Below are 16,661 nucleotides of genomic sequence, written 5' to 3'. Positions count from 1 at the left end.
TGATGCTATCAAGGCAATCGAACAGAAGATGAGGGATACGCTGCCGGGCGGTAATTGACAAAACACACAGCCAGTTTGTTATCAGTTAGCGCGGCTATGCAAAAGAGTGTGCTCAAAGCTATTTTATAAACACACCCCCAACGAGGAGACCAGGATGTCTACCCCTCAGCCAGAACGACTCCATCTCGACAGCGATGCAGCGACCGGCTACCCCAACTCCCCTCTACCAGTGCTGGTTTATCGCCAGGTTCTCGATATCAGCAATGCAGAGGAACGGGCCGATGCCTTTGAAAGTATGTTCAAACGCCACGGTTGGCCGCCTGCGTGGCGCTACCACCTATATGACTTTGACCACTTTCACTCCACCGCCCATGAAGCACTGAGCATCTTCCGCGGGCAGGCCCGGGCGCGGCTGGGTGGCCCTAACGGTCAGGAGTTGATGCTTTACCCAGGCGATGTGCTGGTTCTGCCCGCCGGGGTTGGACATGCCAGCCTAGAGGCGGACGATGATTTCTGCATGGTAGGCGCCTACCCACCAGGCCAAAAGCCGGAAATAGAGCGCGGCGACCCAGCACAGCTTGCGGCAGCACAAGCCCGAGTTGCTGCCGTTGCCTTACCCGAGGACTCCCCGGTAGGAGGTTCATTAGCGGAGCTGTGGCGGGAAGGCTCTTAGCAGCTGGAAGGCAACTGGCAAACTCGTCGATTGATTAGCTTTTCGACTAACCGGAGCAGTTTTTAACTATTTATGCATAATCTGGCGCTACACCTGAAGCGTTTTAACAGTGTAAGTAATCTCTTTTGGAAACGACCAATGTAATGTGTGAAATATCACTAAAAAGGTCGTCGAAAAAAGAGCACTCTATAGCACCATATATTGCTAACATGGTTTATACTCTGAATTTATACTATTCTTTCCATATAAAATCGTGGTTTCTTTCCCAATACAACAGCCTACTTAAACAAATCAAAACCAGCACTAAAGGGAGCTCATGGAACTCAGACACTTAAGATATTACATTATCGTCGCCGAGCAACTTCACTTCGGGCGCGCGGCTAAATTACTTAATATATCGCAACCACCCCTAAGTAATCAGATAAAAAACCTTGAAGAAGAAATCGGCGTTCAGCTTCTTATTAGGAATAACAAGGAAGTCCGCATCACGCCAGCGGGTCAGCATTTTCTCGAAGCGGCAAGAACGTGCATTGCGACATTGGATAAGGAAATAGCCTTTACTCAAAGAATAGCACAAGGCAAGGAGGGGTCTATTTCAATCGGATTTAGCGGCACTATGTCGTTTCACTTGATTCCATCTATCGTTAAAGACTTTAAAAGAAGCCATCCAGGTATCGACATACGTTTGCAACAACTTACCACTCACAATCAGATTGTCGGCTTGATACATGGGACAATTGATGTCGGATTTCTTGTCTCTCCTGTCTCAGACAAACGAATAGACAATATCACGATACTAGAAGAGCACTTCGTTGCCTGTCTTCCTAAAAGCCATTCACTAGCGACCACTAACCAGGAGGTCGACGTAAGTAAACTCAGTAATGAAAACTGGGTGATGACACCCCGAGAAGCAGGGCACGGTTACTATGATGCGATAATGGCTCTGTGTAAAGAACATGGCTTCAAGCCCAATGTCATTCAGACAGCTCAGGAGCAGCAAACACTGGTGGCACTCGTGGCCGCCGAAATGGGCGTTACGCTACTTCCCCACTCGGCCACCTACATAAAAAATAACCATGTGGTGTACAAGTCGATTAATTCAGATGTGCAAAAGGTCAGCTCGATGGCGTGGAATTCCAATTTATTGACTGATACGGCACGTTTCTTTATTCAGTATATTGAATCGAAGATAAATGAAGGCACGATCGAAAAGCCGATCGTGCCTAAAACTTATCTGCTTTCTTAAAAAGGGCCTAGGTTGATGGCCACCGCAATGCTTAGCGCCGCAGCCCCAATGGCTATCCAGATTAATAGCAAAGGGATCACGAACTTAAGCCATTTAAGCCATGGAACCCCACCGATCGCAATACTGGCCATTAAAATTCCCGACGTAGGGGTAATAATGTTAGTAAAACCATCACCAAAGTTATAAGCCAGCACGGCAACTTGCCGGGTCAAACCGATAGTGTCTGCTAATGGCGCCATCACGGGGACAACAATCGCCGCCTGACCGCTGGCAGAACTAATGATGATATTGAACGCCAGATTGAACCCGTACATACCTAGTGCCGCCAACACATTAGGTAATGGCTGAAGTACCATCGCAATCGAGTTAACAATGGTGTCCAGAACGTAAGCGTTTTCGAGCACGACCACAATTGCCCTGGCAAGGCCCACAATTAATGCTGCGTACAGCATTCCTTGCGCACCTCTGATGAACAGATTCACATACTGGTTTGCGGGTACCTTTTCAATCGCCGCCGTTCCCAGGCTTATTACCAAGAACAGCGCGGCCATTTCATGCAACCCCCATCCTAAGTTAAAAACGCCCACTACGTAGCCAATCATACAGGTCGAAAAGTATCCCAATATCACCTTATGTTTCCGAGTAAACTCGGCGGGGATTGTGTTAGCGTTTTCAACCTCTGTGGGGAAAGGTGTAGCGCCCAGCACAGATTTACTTTGATCTTTTGAAACTTTGGAAATGTAATGACAAAGATAGGCGATCGTCGACGCTAAAATGCAGAGGTAGACGGCAAAACGAAACCATAGGCCGCTGAAAATGGGGAGCCCCGCGATCTCTTGACCAAACCCGGTGGTAATCGGATCCAAACCGCCAATCGTGTAGCCTGCATATGCTCCCAGGTAAATAATCGCCACGCCTGCTACCGCATCTAGCTTAAAGGCTCTGGCGATAATGATGCCGATGGGGATAAATGCAATAACAGCCGTTTGTAACGCGCCAATAAACCCCGCTGCCGAAAAAGCGATAGACACCGCCACTATCAACGCATATTTTTTATCCTGCGTTTTCTTGATCAGCTTCATAATGCCAGCCTGAATGGCTCCTGTGTGATCCAGGATGGCGAACGAGCCGCCAATGGTCAGCACAAGAAAGATAATGCTGGCAGAATCGATCAAACCAGACTGTATCGAAAGAAAAAAATCATAGAGCGTGGTGGGACTTGCAGGCAACGCTTCATAGCTACCTGGCACCACCATAGCAGTGCCACTTTCTGTTGTACGCTCAAAGCTGCCTGCTGGAATGAACCACGTCGCTATTGATGCAATCATTAGCATCGCGAACAGGATGACATAGGAGTCAGGTATATTTTTCTTCTTTTTAACAGCTGAGGTATTCGGGTCTATTTTTTTCATTTTTACCTCTCTAAAACTTATAAGGGCAAGGTCAAAGGCCTCACCCTATTGTGAATTAACCAATGATTAGCGACTCGAAGTCTCTGGGAAAGTAAGTGATCATATCCATACCCTTTTCCGTTACCACGATAGTGTCGGAGTGTCGGAAAGCGCCCAGGCCATCGACATACAGCCCCGGCTCAACGGAAAAGACCATGCCTGGTTCAAGCAGAGTGTGATCTCCCAGGTCGAAAAATGGGGCCTCGTGGTTTAAAAGTCCCATGTTATGGCCGGTATGATGTTTAACGTATTGCGTTAAGCCATTATCCTTAAAGTATCGTTGCACCTCTTCCTCTACTTTAGAAGCGGGAATACCTGGTTTAATAGTTCTAAAAGCTACTTCCTGCGCTTCATACATATGATTGAAGAATATTTCCTGTTCTTTTGTTGCTTCTTCAATAAACATGGTACGTTCTAGCTCGCTCTTGTAGCCCCAAACATCGCAGGCCGCCTGCGAGACAACATTGAACCCTTTCTTGAACATGGCGTTTTGGTTTTGCGAATGAGGGAAAGCCGAATGCGGGCCAATCTGACCGCGATAGAATGCATGCGCTGGCGATCCATAGGAACGATAACCTGCGCCCAGGGTTTCGAACATCGCCTTGGTCGCTTCCTGGGTAGCGCGGCTTTCCGCCTCCATTTCACGGCCACCCGCATGGGTATACTTAGTCAGCAGGTTGTGCGCCAAATTACCCCATCGGGCAGACTCTTTAATCAGCTCTATTTCCGTCGATGATTTAATATAACGCTGCTCTTCAACGAGCCCTTTGATAAGCACCTTATCGGCAAAAGTGATCAGTGAAGTAATTGCCGGCCCCGCATAGCCCTTTGCTGACCCATACCCCTCGGCATCAATGCCAACACTTAAAGAACCAAAGTTCTTATCCTGAAGTACCTTTTTGAGATACTCCATCGGATGAGTAGTGCCAGGGTATTCAGGGTAATCGTAAGAAGTACTTATAACGGCGTATTCTTGTGCATGCTCTACCTCCATGCGGGGCACAAATAAACTGAAAAAGCCCTGTGCATCCACAATAAGAGCAATCGGCCTTTCTGAAGGGCGGAAGTGAAATCCTGTAAGATAGAAGATATCGGTAACACTAAAAAGCAACGCTGCGTCGCAGTGCTTATTTTTAAGATTAGTTAAAAAAATTTCTTGCCTTGCTTTAATTTCTGAAACAGAAATTTTCAAAATCATGTTGCTAGCTCCTGAGTTAACCACCTCAGGAAGCTATCAGTGCCCTCACGTGAGGGTAAAATACTATATAAATGTCATTCGATATCTTATAAATATCATTAATGGAGAACCAAACCGCTCAACTTGAGCGGTTTGGTTGTTTATTTCCAATGTATTGCAATACTGACCGAGCGTATTCTTACGCTTGATTAGAAAGGCCCGTAGTTAATCAACACAGCGGTAACTACAAAGGCGATGCCCACTAGCGTCCAGAGGCATACCAACGGAAACGCGAAACGTACCCAGTTACTCCATGGCACTCCGCCCACGGCAAGCACAGACATCAACACCCCCGATGTCGGCGTAATAATATTGGTGATCCCATCACCAAGCTTGAATGCAATCACCGCCGTTTGCCGAGTGATATCAAGCATATCCGCAAGCGGCGTCAAAATCGGCATCACTACAGCTGCCTGACCGCTACCAGAAGGCACCAGGAAGTTGAAAAAGAGGTTGAATACAAAAACAGCGAGCGCACCCAACATGGAGGGAAGCGTACTCAAGGGCACAAAAATTGAATTCACTACCGTATCGAGAATCATCCCCTCGGCCATTAGCACCGTAATGCCTTTGGCAATGCCAATAATAAAGGCACCATATAGCATACCTTTGGCCCCCTTCATGAACATCTGCACAAACTCATTAGGCGAGAAACGAGCGAGTGCAGCGCTTCCTATCCCATTGATCATAAAGATGGCAGAAAGCTCATTAACGCCCCACCCCAACCCTAAAGAGCCATAAATAAACACCGCAAGGCAGGCAACAAAGAAGCTTAAAATGACCAGATGCCGACGCGTAAACGTTAAGTTCTCATCATCGGACCCAATGGCTTCAGTGCTAAAGGGCTGATTCCCCATCAAACTACGGGCGGGATCGTCGCTAATGCGTTTGATATACCGACACACATAAGCAATTGTCACTGCCAATAGCACGAAAAATAGCGCCACCCTAAGCGGCGCGCCAGAAAATAGCGGCAGCCCTGCTATGGATTGCGCAATCCCCAGCGTAATAGGATCGAAAACAGCAGCCGCTGAGCCCGAAAAATAGCCCAAATAGACAATGGCGATCCCCGCGATCGCATCTAACTTAAGCGCTCGTGCCAACACGATACCCAACGGAATAAAGGCAATAACGGCATTCGACCCAACGCCAATGGCAGATACCACGCCAAATACAAAAGACACCACAATCGCGAGCAGATATTTACGCCCCCGGGCTTTATCAACCAGGCTTTTGATACCTGCATTGATCGCACCAGTAGACTCCACCACTGCAATCGCACCGCCCATTACCAGAACTAAAGCAATGAGGTTTGCTGAGCTGATAAAACCGTTTTGAATAGAAAGAAAAATATCGAAAAAATTAAGGCCGCTAGACTCCACCAGATGAAAACTGCCGGGAATAACCGTAGGACGCCCCTCTGTGGTTCGCTCAAACTGGCCCGAGGGAATAAAGAAACTCAATAACCAAGCCACCAGTAATAACCCAAACAGAATCACAAAGGCATCGGGCATGGCCATTCTTTGTATTGATCTAGTTTTCACGTTGAAATTTCCTGAATATTTTTTCATATAGTTATTTATTTAACGCACTGACAAACGGCTGAATGGCGTATCAGGCCTGCCGTATCAACGCCGCCAGGATCGCCGCACGCGGTACAATTGAGGCTATTTCAATGTGCTCATATTCCGCATGGGGGGCAGCGCCGGTTGCACCCAGCCCATCAAGGGTGGGAATACCTTTGGCTGCAGCGAAATTGCCGTCGCTTCCTCCACCTACCGAGGCTTCCGTAAGCTCAATGCCGAATGCACCGGCAGCGTGCTGGGCAAGTTCAAACAGACGAGCCGTAGCATGTGTTCGCTCCATCGGCGGGCGCGTCATGTCACCGCTAACGGTTAGCATTACGCTGGGATGAAATGGGGTACTTTGATAAATGGCATTGTAGAGCCGCCCGGCTTCTTCCAGCGTCGTTACCCGAACATCAATACCTAACTCAGCTTCCTCCGGCACGACATTAAGTGGGCCACCGCCACGTACCATCCCAACATTCACTGTGGTTCCCAGGCCGGGGTCGGCCAGGCTATGTAAGTACTGAATCTGGTGGGACAACTCCTCAATCGCACTCACCCCTTCTTCAGGGTTATTGCCCGCATGAGCTGCTTTACCCGTTATATGCATGTAAAAGCGTCCAGAGCCTTTACGTGCCGTTTTCAAAGCGCTGCCATTAGCCGTGGCAGGTTCAACAACCAGCACCACATCGCTCGCAACCGACTCCTCCTCAATTCGTTGTCGCGAAGTAGGGCTACCTAACTCCTCATCACTGGTACATAGAAAACGAATACGGGCATTGGGAAGCGCATCGAGTTCAACGAGTGCTTTGACAGCCCAAATGGCTTGAACAATACCTGCTTTCATATCCAAAATGCCGGGACCGTAAAACTTGTCCGTCTCACGGCGGATAGCGAGCCGGCCGATATCCCAAACCGTGTCGAAATGCCCCAAAATAAGAATCTGACGATCCCCCTCTCCTAGCGTGAAGCCAAGATGATCGCCTTTTTCAGTTTGTGGAAACGTTTCCGCCTGACATTGGAGCCGGTCTTGAAATAACTGGCGCAACATTTGACCACAGGCGTCCACTGCGGCTTTATCATTGGATGGCGATTCAGCACGTACCAACGCTTCAATATCATCGAGAATAGAACGCTGATGCTCTTGCAGATAAGTGTGAAGGGTATTCATATAGCCTCTCGAGTAAGAATGACAGCCTCTAAACAGCAGCAACTCAGAACAGCGTTGTGCTATTAGGCGCACGGTCAGTATGTGAGGGGCGTAACAAGGAAAGAATAAGAAGCACGCAGCCGAATCGTTGCGTTCAAAGCAACGGTTAAGAAGCCGGTGAAGGATAGAGAGAATGGTGCAACAACGCATAGACCAGGGAATTACCGAACATCGACTGGCTTACCTTTACGAGGTTGCCATGCAAGGAGGTGTTAGAGCGGCTGCCGAGTCAGTCGGCGTTAACCCTTCGGCCATTAGCCGGCAAATAGCACTGCTTGAGCGCCATCTGCAAATTCCCTTGCTCGAAAAACAGGGAAGGAACGTCACGGTGACCCAGGCGGGAAAGCTACTGATCGAGCACCACCGGGAAATGCTGTATCGGCGGCGTCAGTTAGCCGAGACACTGCAGGATATGCGCCACTTGCGTCGAGGCAGTGTTAGCCTACGAGTCGGGCAGGGTATGATCAGTGAATTTGTGGAAGGGCCTCTCCAACAGTTCAGTGCAGATTACCCTGATGTGTTTGTCGATATTCACTCTGGCAACATGAGTGAAACAATCAACATGATGCTGCGGGGCAAAGTGGACATGGCGATCAGCTTTGGTCCATTAGGCGATCCTCCGGTCATGGTTCGCAGTTTTAACCGCGGCCCCATTTGCGCCATAGTGCCGCCACATCACGCTTTGGCAGGCCTTGAAGCCATTACGCTTGAAACCCTGGCCTCCCAGCGGTTGATCTTTATGGCAGAACAATTCGGCATCCAACAGTACATCAATGAAATGTTCAGCAGCCAACACCTAGCCCCTCTGCCCGCTTACCAGTGCAATCATTTTTCAACGGCTATTGCGCTCGCAATATCAGGGCTAGGTATTGCCTTCATGACGCGGCAGTCTGCCCGCCCATTGGTGGATCGTGGTGATATCGTTGCGATCCCTGTCGAGCACTCTTTATCGCATACCGCTACCTGCCATCTCATCCGTAGCCAAGGAAGAAGGTTCACTCCTGCCGCTGAACACCTATGGAAAGTACTCGCGAGCTCAATGCAATCACAGTCTGCCGGGAAGCGCTGAGCTTAAATCAGGTAGCGCTTTTACTCGTTAAAGTTGGGGAGTAATTCGCGTCCAGTAATGCCCCCATATGAGGCAGCCAAGGCAACCCGCCACGCTTACCTTAACAGCTAACACCGGGGCTAAAACCGCATGGATGTGCCAGTGCACGACCAGCATCACTCGTGCGCCCCCACCTTTTCTGGGTGGCTACCCAGCATCAGAAAAACCACCACCGACAGCAAGGCGATGAGAATCGCAGCAGCTGTTAGCAAGATCGAATGCGTGGTGGAGAATGCTGCCTTCGCGGCCATGATGAGTGCATCCGCCTGATCTGCAGCCAGCCCTTGTGCCACAACGATGCTGTCGCTCATTGAGCGCGCTGCCTGTGCACCGAGGGCTGGCTCCAAGTGTGGCGGCAGTACAATAGTGCTGGTATAGACGCTCGCCATGAAAACCCCAAACAGGGTGATGCCGAGCCCACTGCCCAATTCGTAGCCGGTGGCTTCCAAAGAGCCTGCAGCCCCTCCTTTACTGGCGTCCACTGCCCCCATAATGGCAATTGAGGAAGCGGTCAGGCCGATGCTTAGGGTGAGCCCCAGCACGGCCAAGGCTGTTGGCACTGTCCAGTCAGGCGCGTGGAAGTCAGCATGCGCCAGATAGGCCAAAGCGGCTGCCGCAATCGCCATCGACATGCTGGCAACCAACCGTAAGCCGAACCGGTTGGACAGGTAGCCTGCAACGGGGCCACCAACTGCAGCGGCCGCCATGATCGGCACCATAACAAGGCCGGCCTGCAGCGGCGTCTTGTCCAGCACATATTGCAGCTCTTGCGCCAGCGTCAGCTCGACACCTGCCAGTGCACCGGAAGCCACTAGCGCCATCACCATGCCAGCGACAATGGCCGGATGGCGAAATAGCGATAAGTCCAGCATCGGCTCCACCGAACGCAACTGGATACGTGCAAACCAGGTCAGCATCGCTAGCCCCAGGAAGAGCACCAACCCTGCACGCCACAGCGGCTGCCCCGCTCCCACCCCAGACTTGACGCCGTAAACCACCGAGATGATACCAACAAGCAAAATCAAGGCCTGACCGAAAGCCCATTTACCTGGCGTCGTCGCCTCGCGGCGGGGCAGCAGCGCATAGGCGACCGGCGCCACCACTAGCATGATGGGAACATTGATGAGGAATACCGAGCCCCACCAGTAATGTTCCAACAAGACACCACCAATCAATGGGCCAACTGCCGCGCCTGCGGCCCCAACCGTTCCCCATAGGCCAAGCGCCATCGCACGCTCGCGCTCGTCCTCGAAGGTTTTGCGGATGACACCCAGAACACAGGGCATGATCATCGACCCGCCAATGGCGAGCAGCACTCGAGCACCGATCAACATGACGGGTGTCGTCGAGAATGCCGCCAGTAGTGACGCCACCCCGAACACCAAGAGTCCGGTCAGCAGCACACGACGCGTACCGATTCGGTCAGCCAGCGTGCCCATCGGCACCAGCAGGCCCGCCATCAGCAGCGGATAAATATCGATGATCCACAGCACTTCGGTGCCAGTGGCACCTAGCGCCGGCGTCAGTACAGGTATAGCGACGTGCAGGATCGTCATGTCGATGACAACGGGCAGGAACGCCAGCATTACAGCAAACAGAACTAGCCAACGTTGTGGGATAGCAGAAAGCATTAGCCACTTAACTCCTAGATAATGATGTCACTTCCAACGCTGCCACTGAAAAGGTGTCTGACACAGGGGACGCCAACAGCGTTAGCACGATAGGCGGAATCAGTCGGCGCATGGCATTAATGCTCTATATCGTTATCGGGTTGTAATGATGAAAGGCGACGAGCCGTACGCCTGCCACTAACGCGCTCCTGAAGACCTATCACGAAAACGAAGAACACCGGGACGAAGAGAATCACCAGAAGCGTTCCGCTAACCATGCCGCCGAAAACGCCCGTGCCTATCGCATGCTGGGTTTTGGCACTGGCGCCAAACGCAACCATCAACGGCACCACTCCCAAGCCGAAAGCGAGTGAGGTCATAAGAATCGGACGCAGGCGCAGACTGGCGGCTTCCACCGCGGCCTCCATCAGCCCCTTACCTTGCTCACGCAACTGTTTTGCGAACTCAACGATCAGGATCGCGTTTTTCGCCGACAACCCGATCACGGTGACCATACCGACTTTGAAGAAAACATCGTTAGGCAGGTCACGCAGCAACATGGCCGCCACCGCCCCCAGCAACCCCAGCGGCACAACCAGGATGACCGACAACGGAATGGACCAGCTCTCGTAGAGAGCGGCTAACACCAGAAACACCGCCAGGATGGATAGCGCAACCAGCATGGGTGCCTGGGCAGCGGACTGGCGTTCCTGAAGGGACTGCCCCGTCCAGGCCACTGCGAAACCGGGCGGAAGTTGCTGCGCCAGACGCTCCATTTCAGCCATGGCATCACCAGTGGAAGCCCCCTTCGCCGCACTGCCGGAAATGCTGGTGGCGGGATAGCCCAGGTAGCGCACCATTTGTAGCGGTGTTTCGTCCCACACCGGAGTCACCACCTCTGACAGGGAAACCATGCCCCCCCTGCTATTTCGCACATGCAGCTTGAGCACGTCGTCGACCTGCATGCGTGCCGACGCATCCGCTTGCATAATCACCTGCTGCATCCGGCCCTCATTCGGGAAATCGTTGATGTAGGACGACCCCATCGCGGTAGACAGGATTTCGCTAATGTTGGCGAACGACACGCCGAGCGCTTCGGCTTTCTGGCGATCGATGTCAAGACGAATGCTCGCCCCTTCCGGAAGGCCGTCGGAATAGACGTCACTAACTACCTTGCTCTGCGCCGCCAGTTCCAGCAGCGTTGTCTCGGCAGCCTTAAGGGCCGCCGGCCCCTGGTTGCGTCGATCCTGCAAGAACATCGTAAAGCCGGACTTGGTGCCCAATTCATCAATGGCCGGCGGCAACATACTCATCACCGTCCCTTCGTTCAATTGACTCATGGCTGCCTGAGCTCCTTCCGCTTCACTCGCCGCCGTGGCACCGTCGCGCTTCCCCCACTCCTTTAGCGTGGTGAACGTCAGCGCTGTATTCGCGCCAGACCCAGAGAACCCGAAGCCCAAAATAGACATATTGCCGTCCACTGCAGGGCGCGCCATGACGTACTCCTCATACGCCTTGACGACATCCAAGGTACGCTCGGTTGTCGCATTGGCAGGTAGCTGGATACTGGTCATGAAATAGCCTTGATCCTCTTCCGGTAGAAAAGCCGAAGGCAACTGGCGGAAGGCGAACACCAGCACGCCTGCGATGACCACAAACACCAGCATGACCCGACCGCTGCGGGCGACCAGTCTCCCCACACGCGATTCGTAACGGGCGGTCATACGTTTAAGCGACCGGTTGAACCAGCCGAAGAAACCGCCTTTGTCGTGGTGCCCCGGTTTAATGGGCTTGAGAAGGGTTGCGCATAGCGCCGGTGTCAGCGTCAACGCCAGAAACGCCGAGAACAGAATCGAGACCACCATCGCCAGCGCGAATTGCTGGTAGATCACACCGACCGAGCCACTCGAGAAGGCCATCGGGATAAACACCACCGTCAATACCAGGGTGATGCCCACCACCGCACCAGTAATTTCCTTCATCGCCTTGATGGTGGCGTCCTTTGGCGACAATCCCTCTTTGGCCATGATGCGCTCAACGTTCTCGACCACCACGATAGCGTCATCGACGATGATGCCAATCGCCAACACCATGCCAAACATCGTCAGCACGTTGATTGAGAAACCTGCCAGCAGCATCACCGTGAAGGTCCCCAACAACGCAATCGGCGCGACCAGTGCGGGAATCAGCGTGTAACGGATGTTCTGTAGAAACAGCAGCATCACCAGGAACACCAATACCATCGCCTCGATAAGGGTATGGATGACCTTCTCGATAGAAACCTTAACGAACGGGGCCGTATTAAAGGGGATCGATGAGCTCATGCCCGCGGGTAGCGCCTGGTTTAACTCAGCCAAACGCGCCTGCACACTCTCCGACGTGCGGACAGCATTGGCGCCGGGTGCCAGCTGTATGGCTGCCGCCGTCGCTGGCTGGCCATTCTCACGATTGGAGAAGCCGTAGGATTGGGCCCCCAACTCGACTCGCGCCACATCGCCCAACACCACGCTGGAGCCGTCGACATTGGCGCGAAGCACGATAGCAGCGAACTCTTCCGGCGTGCTCAACTGCCCCTGTGTTGTCAACAGTGAGGACACCTTTTGGCCGGGTAAGGCCGGCGACGCGCCGATGCTGCCCGGCACAATCGGTGCGTTCTGCTCCGTGATCGCGGTCGAGAGATCATTCACCGACAAGCCGAAAGCAATCAGCTTCTCCGGCTCTATCCAGATGCGCATTGCCTGCTCAGCACCGAACAGCTGCACACGGCCGACGCCGTCAATGCGGCGCAGCTCCTCAACGATATTGCGCGCCATATAGTCGTTCAGGGCGATCTCATCAAAGCGCCCATCCTCGGAATTCAGACCCACGATCATCAGAAAACTGGATGACGCTGACTCTACGCTCAGCCCATCCTGACGAACCGCCTGGGGTAACCGGGGTTCGACTGCCTTGAGTCTATTCTGCACATCCACTTGGGCCAGTTCCGGATTTGTCCCTGGTTTGAAGGTGGCGGTGACAGACGCCGACCCCGAAGAGTCCGCCGACGACTCGAAGTACAGCAGGTTCTTGACGCTGGACAGTTCTCGTTCGATGAGACTGAGCACGGCGTCATTCATAGTCTGCGGTGTGGCGCCGGGGTAAGTCGCAGTGATGGTCACCGAAGGGGGCGCGACCGAGGGGTAGTGAGAGACCGGCAACTGCGGAATGGCGATCACTCCTAGCAGGATGATAAACAGCGCGACCACCCACGCGAAGACCGGGCGCTGGATGAAGAACTGAGGCATTGCGGAGACTCCTGAAGCTTAATAAGAAGATGCCACTGAAGCCTCAAGAGGCGATGACCTATGCCAATCAGTCGCGCTGACGTCGACACCATCAGCCAATCGTTCTATACCCTCGACGACGACCCTCTGCCCCTCTGTCACCCCCGTTTGAATCCGATAATTACCGTTCGCCAATTCACCAAGCTCCACTGAGACCATCACCGCCTTGTCGCTGTCACCAATCAACCAAACGTAGGGCTTCCCGCCGATGCGCACCACGGACTGTTGCGGCACCGTCAAGGCATTGTCATAGCGTGCATAGGGCACGCGAGCGCGCACAAACATGCCGGGCAGCAGGCGTCGATTGGGATTGTCCACGAGTACACGCAGTAAAAGATCACCCGTGCTGGCATCCACATTGATGCCCGAAAAAAGAATGCGTCCGGTGACATCGTAGGGTGTACCGTTGCTGCCGAGGATGGTGACCGGTAAGCCACTGTCTAGCGAAGGTTGCGCCGCCATCGCATCTTGAAGCGATTCGAGCGAGGAAGCCGAGCGCCGAACATCGACATAGACCTTATCGATCTGCTGAACACGGGCCATGGGCGTGCTATCGCTGCTGCCGACAAGCGCTCCCTCCGTTACCAACGCCTGATCAATTCGGCCTGAAATGGGGGACACCACCGTGGAAAATTCCAAGTCAAGGCGGCGGCGCGACAGCGTGGCACGCGCTTGGGCTACCTCAGCGGCAGCTTGCTGGCTGCTGGAGACGGCATCGTCATACGCTTGGCGGCTCACCGACTGCCCTCTGACCAGCGACTCCAACCGGGCCGACTGCGAACGGGCATGCGCCAGCTCGGCTTCGGCCTTCTGCAAAGCGGCTTCTGCCGTTTCCACTTCCGCTCGAAACGGCGCTGGGTTGATTTCGAATAATGGCTGCCCCGCACTCACGTCGGTTCCCTGTTCGAAAAGTCGACGTTGGACAATTCCGCTGACCTGCGGACGAATTTCCGCCACTTGAAAAGGAGCGACCCGGGCCGGTAAGTCTTCGGTCAGCTCCAATCTAACGGGTTCCAAGGTAACGACAGACACTCGGGCAGGAGACGGCGTTACTTCTTGCTCAACTGGCCCGCAGGCGGTTAGCACGCTTAGCAGCAAGGCACAGAGGCCACCATTGCGGTAAATATGTCGGATCGTCATGCATCTTCCCTTCAGGCATCGTTCTTTCAGACCTAGCTCATTGAGAAATAGGTAAACATTTGCCTAGCAATAAAATTGAAGGGGACTATATCGCTATAGCGTGGTATTAACGTCGACGGTATGTGTAGATATGATGGAGAACACAATTAATGTTTCATTAGGCACTTTTATGTCCACGACTCAACAGTCGCCAAATTCTTCTTCTGGCCTGCAAGCACTGGTTCTCATCGCCGAAGACGAGCCTGAGATCGCTGATATTCTTCAGGCTTATCTGAGACGTGAGGGCCTTCGAACTATCCACGCAGAAGATGGACGCAAGGCATTGGAAATGCATTTGTCGATGAAGCCCGATCTCGTCTTACTTGATGTAAAGATGCCTAAAATGGATGGTTGGCAGGTGCTGTCGGAGGTTCGCCATCGTGGTGAGACGCCCGTCATCATGTTGACCGCGATGGATCAGGACATCGATAAACTCATGGGCTTGCGTTTTGGTGCCGACGACTACGTCGTCAAGCCGTTTAACCCTGCTGAGGTTGTCGCACGCACTCAGGCAGTGTTAAGGCGCACCATGGCTGATGCTAGCCATCAACCCCGTGTCCTCCGGGTGCCGCCCTTTGAGATCGACCTGGAACAACACGAAGCCTTTGTTCAGGTAGGAGGAGACTCGCATAGCCTTGCGTTGACGCTCACCGAATTCAGGTTGTTGACGCACCTTGCACGCGCGCCCAAAAAAGTTTGCACCCGCGCAGAGTTATTGGCCGCCTGCCTGCCCGAGGGCGAGGCGCTTGAGCGCACTGTCGACAGCCATATCAGCAAGCTGCGTAAAAAACTGGAAGATGTCGATGTAATAGGTATGCCCGTAGGCATACGCGGCGTTGGGTATCGCCTATGGGGGGCAGAATGAAGCTCATTGGGCTAAGCCGCACAATCGCATTGACAATGGCAGCGATGGCGTTTGGCATAACGCTGTTAGTCGTGGTGACCTCTTATGTGTTCTATTTCATTACCTTCCGTTTTTGGCAGGAGTCGATTAACGAACCCAACATGTTCCCGTCGGGGCTAGAGTGGGCTTGGCTCGTTAGCACTACGCTGGTTGGTCTGGCGTTCGCCGTGATAGTGGGCGTTCACTTGGCCCGTCGCATTCTGGTACCCCTCAACTCCGTCACAGACAGCATGCGTCGCGTCGCGCAAGGCGACCTGGACGCACGCGCCACGACGGGTGATCGCTCTTTAGGCGAGGCCGCCGTTTTGGCAAACGACTTCAATGCCCTGGCAGACCAATTACAGCGTATGTCCAAGGAAATGACGTTCTGGAATGCGGCGATTGCCCATGAGCTGCGTACGCCCGTTACTATTTTACGCGGACGCCTGCAAGGCTTGGCAGAAGGCGTATTCCCCCCCGAAAAACCCCAGTTTCAAAGCCTCCTTACCCAAATCGACGGCATGGCACAACTGATTGAAGACCTTCGCGCCGTAAGCTTGGCCGAAAGCGGCCATCTGAACCTTGAGATCAAGCAATGTGATCTTTCTGCTGAAATTGAATTAGTCGTTGAATTTTGTAGGCATGCCCTAAATGCATCAAATCATTATCCAACCCTTGATCTGCAATCTGGCGCCGTGTATTGCGATCCTGTCCGTATTCGCCAGGCATTGCTTGCGTTGCTGGAAAACGCTCGCCAGCATGCATCCCCAGGGTCACTCATCATCCAAACGCGCCAGAACGACGGCTGGTGTGTTTTACGTGTTAGAGATGCTGGCCCAGGCATTCCTCAGGAATATGCTTCGCAGATTTTCACGGCATTCCGGCATGCGCGGGATGCTGGCAGTAATATGCCAGGAGACAAGCAAGGAAGTGGGCTCGGATTGGCGGTAGTCGCGGCGATTGCAAGAGCCCATGGTGGCGAGGCTAAATGCTACCCCTCTGATGAGGGTGGCTCTTGTTTCGAGTTGCGCTGGCCTACTCAATCACATAGGGCGTGATGACATAGTACGTGATCACATAGCGCGTGATCACATAGCGCGTGATCACATAGCGCGTGATTGCTGAATGAATCAACTTTACGTCTTTAAACCCTGCACCCCATAAAGAGCCGCT

The 16,661-nt window shown here is 53.0% G+C and carries 12 protein-coding genes; 5 read left to right on the top strand and 7 right to left on the bottom strand.

Annotated elements, in window-relative coordinates; all coding sequences use genetic code 11:
• The first annotated feature begins 154 nt into the window (after nucleotides 1–154).
• Both RO22_RS04010 and RO22_RS04005 read left to right on the top strand, forming a co-directional pair.
• Nucleotides 155–673, top strand: a complete 519-nt coding sequence (locus tag RO22_RS04010; protein WP_041157684.1) for a cupin domain-containing protein — start codon at nucleotides 155–157, stop codon at nucleotides 671–673.
• Between the two features lie 316 nt (nucleotides 674–989).
• Entirely contained in the window at nucleotides 990–1,919 is a 930-nt protein-coding gene (locus tag RO22_RS04005; protein WP_052475513.1) for a LysR family transcriptional regulator, read from the top strand.
• On the opposite strand, the gene RO22_RS04000 is transcribed toward RO22_RS04005, so the two are convergent.
• The 4 genes from RO22_RS04000 to RO22_RS03985 form a co-directional block, all read right to left on the bottom strand.
• Nucleotides 1,916–3,331 (bottom strand): YfcC family protein, encoded by a 1,416-nt coding sequence (locus RO22_RS04000; RefSeq protein WP_041157683.1) that lies wholly within the window; start codon nucleotides 3,329–3,331, stop codon nucleotides 1,916–1,918. The two genes, RO22_RS04005 and RO22_RS04000, sit on opposite strands and share 4 nt — an antisense overlap.
• 55 nt (nucleotides 3,332–3,386) lie before the next feature.
• Nucleotides 3,387–4,568 (bottom strand): M24 family metallopeptidase, encoded by a 1,182-nt coding sequence (locus tag RO22_RS03995; protein ID WP_041157682.1) that lies wholly within the window; start codon nucleotides 4,566–4,568, stop codon nucleotides 3,387–3,389.
• Nucleotides 4,569–4,756: 188 nt separating this feature from the next.
• Nucleotides 4,757–6,151 carry a YfcC family protein gene (locus tag RO22_RS03990; protein ID WP_200890219.1) on the bottom strand — a complete coding sequence of 465 codons (1,395 nt, stop codon included), beginning with the start codon at nucleotides 6,149–6,151 and terminating at the stop codon, nucleotides 4,757–4,759.
• Between the two features lie 70 nt (nucleotides 6,152–6,221).
• Entirely contained in the window at nucleotides 6,222–7,346 is a 1,125-nt protein-coding gene (locus RO22_RS03985) for a M20 family metallopeptidase (RefSeq protein WP_027957287.1), read from the bottom strand.
• Between the two features lie 172 nt (nucleotides 7,347–7,518).
• Between RO22_RS03985 and RO22_RS03980 the strand changes: the two genes are divergently transcribed.
• Entirely contained in the window at nucleotides 7,519–8,454 is a 936-nt protein-coding gene (locus RO22_RS03980; protein WP_035538973.1) for a LysR family transcriptional regulator, read from the top strand.
• A gap of 155 nt (nucleotides 8,455–8,609) precedes the next feature.
• On the opposite strand, the gene RO22_RS03975 is transcribed toward RO22_RS03980, so the two are convergent.
• The 3 genes from RO22_RS03975 to RO22_RS03965 form a co-directional block, all read right to left on the bottom strand.
• The gene (locus tag RO22_RS03975; RefSeq protein WP_027957289.1) at nucleotides 8,610–10,124 is read right to left on the bottom strand and encodes an MFS transporter; all 1,515 of its coding nucleotides are present in this window, start codon (nucleotides 10,122–10,124) and stop codon (nucleotides 8,610–8,612) included.
• 116 nt (nucleotides 10,125–10,240) lie between these two features.
• Entirely contained in the window at nucleotides 10,241–13,387 is a 3,147-nt protein-coding gene (locus RO22_RS03970) for a multidrug efflux RND transporter permease subunit (RefSeq protein ID WP_041157680.1), read from the bottom strand.
• Between the two features lie 18 nt (nucleotides 13,388–13,405).
• Entirely contained in the window at nucleotides 13,406–14,566 is a 1,161-nt protein-coding gene (locus tag RO22_RS03965; protein WP_041157679.1) for an efflux RND transporter periplasmic adaptor subunit, read from the bottom strand.
• A gap of 169 nt (nucleotides 14,567–14,735) precedes the next feature.
• Between RO22_RS03965 and RO22_RS03960 the strand changes: the two genes are divergently transcribed.
• Together RO22_RS03960 and RO22_RS03955 are read left to right on the top strand one after the other, a co-directional pair.
• A complete protein-coding gene (locus RO22_RS03960; protein WP_041157678.1) occupies nucleotides 14,736–15,470 on the top strand; it encodes a response regulator in 735 nt (244 codons plus the stop codon).
• Nucleotides 15,467–16,546 (top strand): ATP-binding protein, encoded by a 1,080-nt coding sequence (locus RO22_RS03955; RefSeq protein WP_041157677.1) that lies wholly within the window; start codon nucleotides 15,467–15,469, stop codon nucleotides 16,544–16,546. Before RO22_RS03960 ends, RO22_RS03955 begins: the two co-directional genes overlap by 4 nt.
• The last annotated feature ends 115 nt before the right edge of the window (nucleotides 16,547–16,661 follow it).

The sequence above is a fragment of the Halomonas sp. KHS3 genome (genome assembly GCF_000830495.1).
GTDB classification, from domain to species: domain Bacteria; phylum Pseudomonadota; class Gammaproteobacteria; order Pseudomonadales; family Halomonadaceae; genus Vreelandella; species Vreelandella titanicae.
Note: the sequence above shows the minus strand (reverse complement) of the source record. Positions and strands in the feature narration are given on the sequence as shown.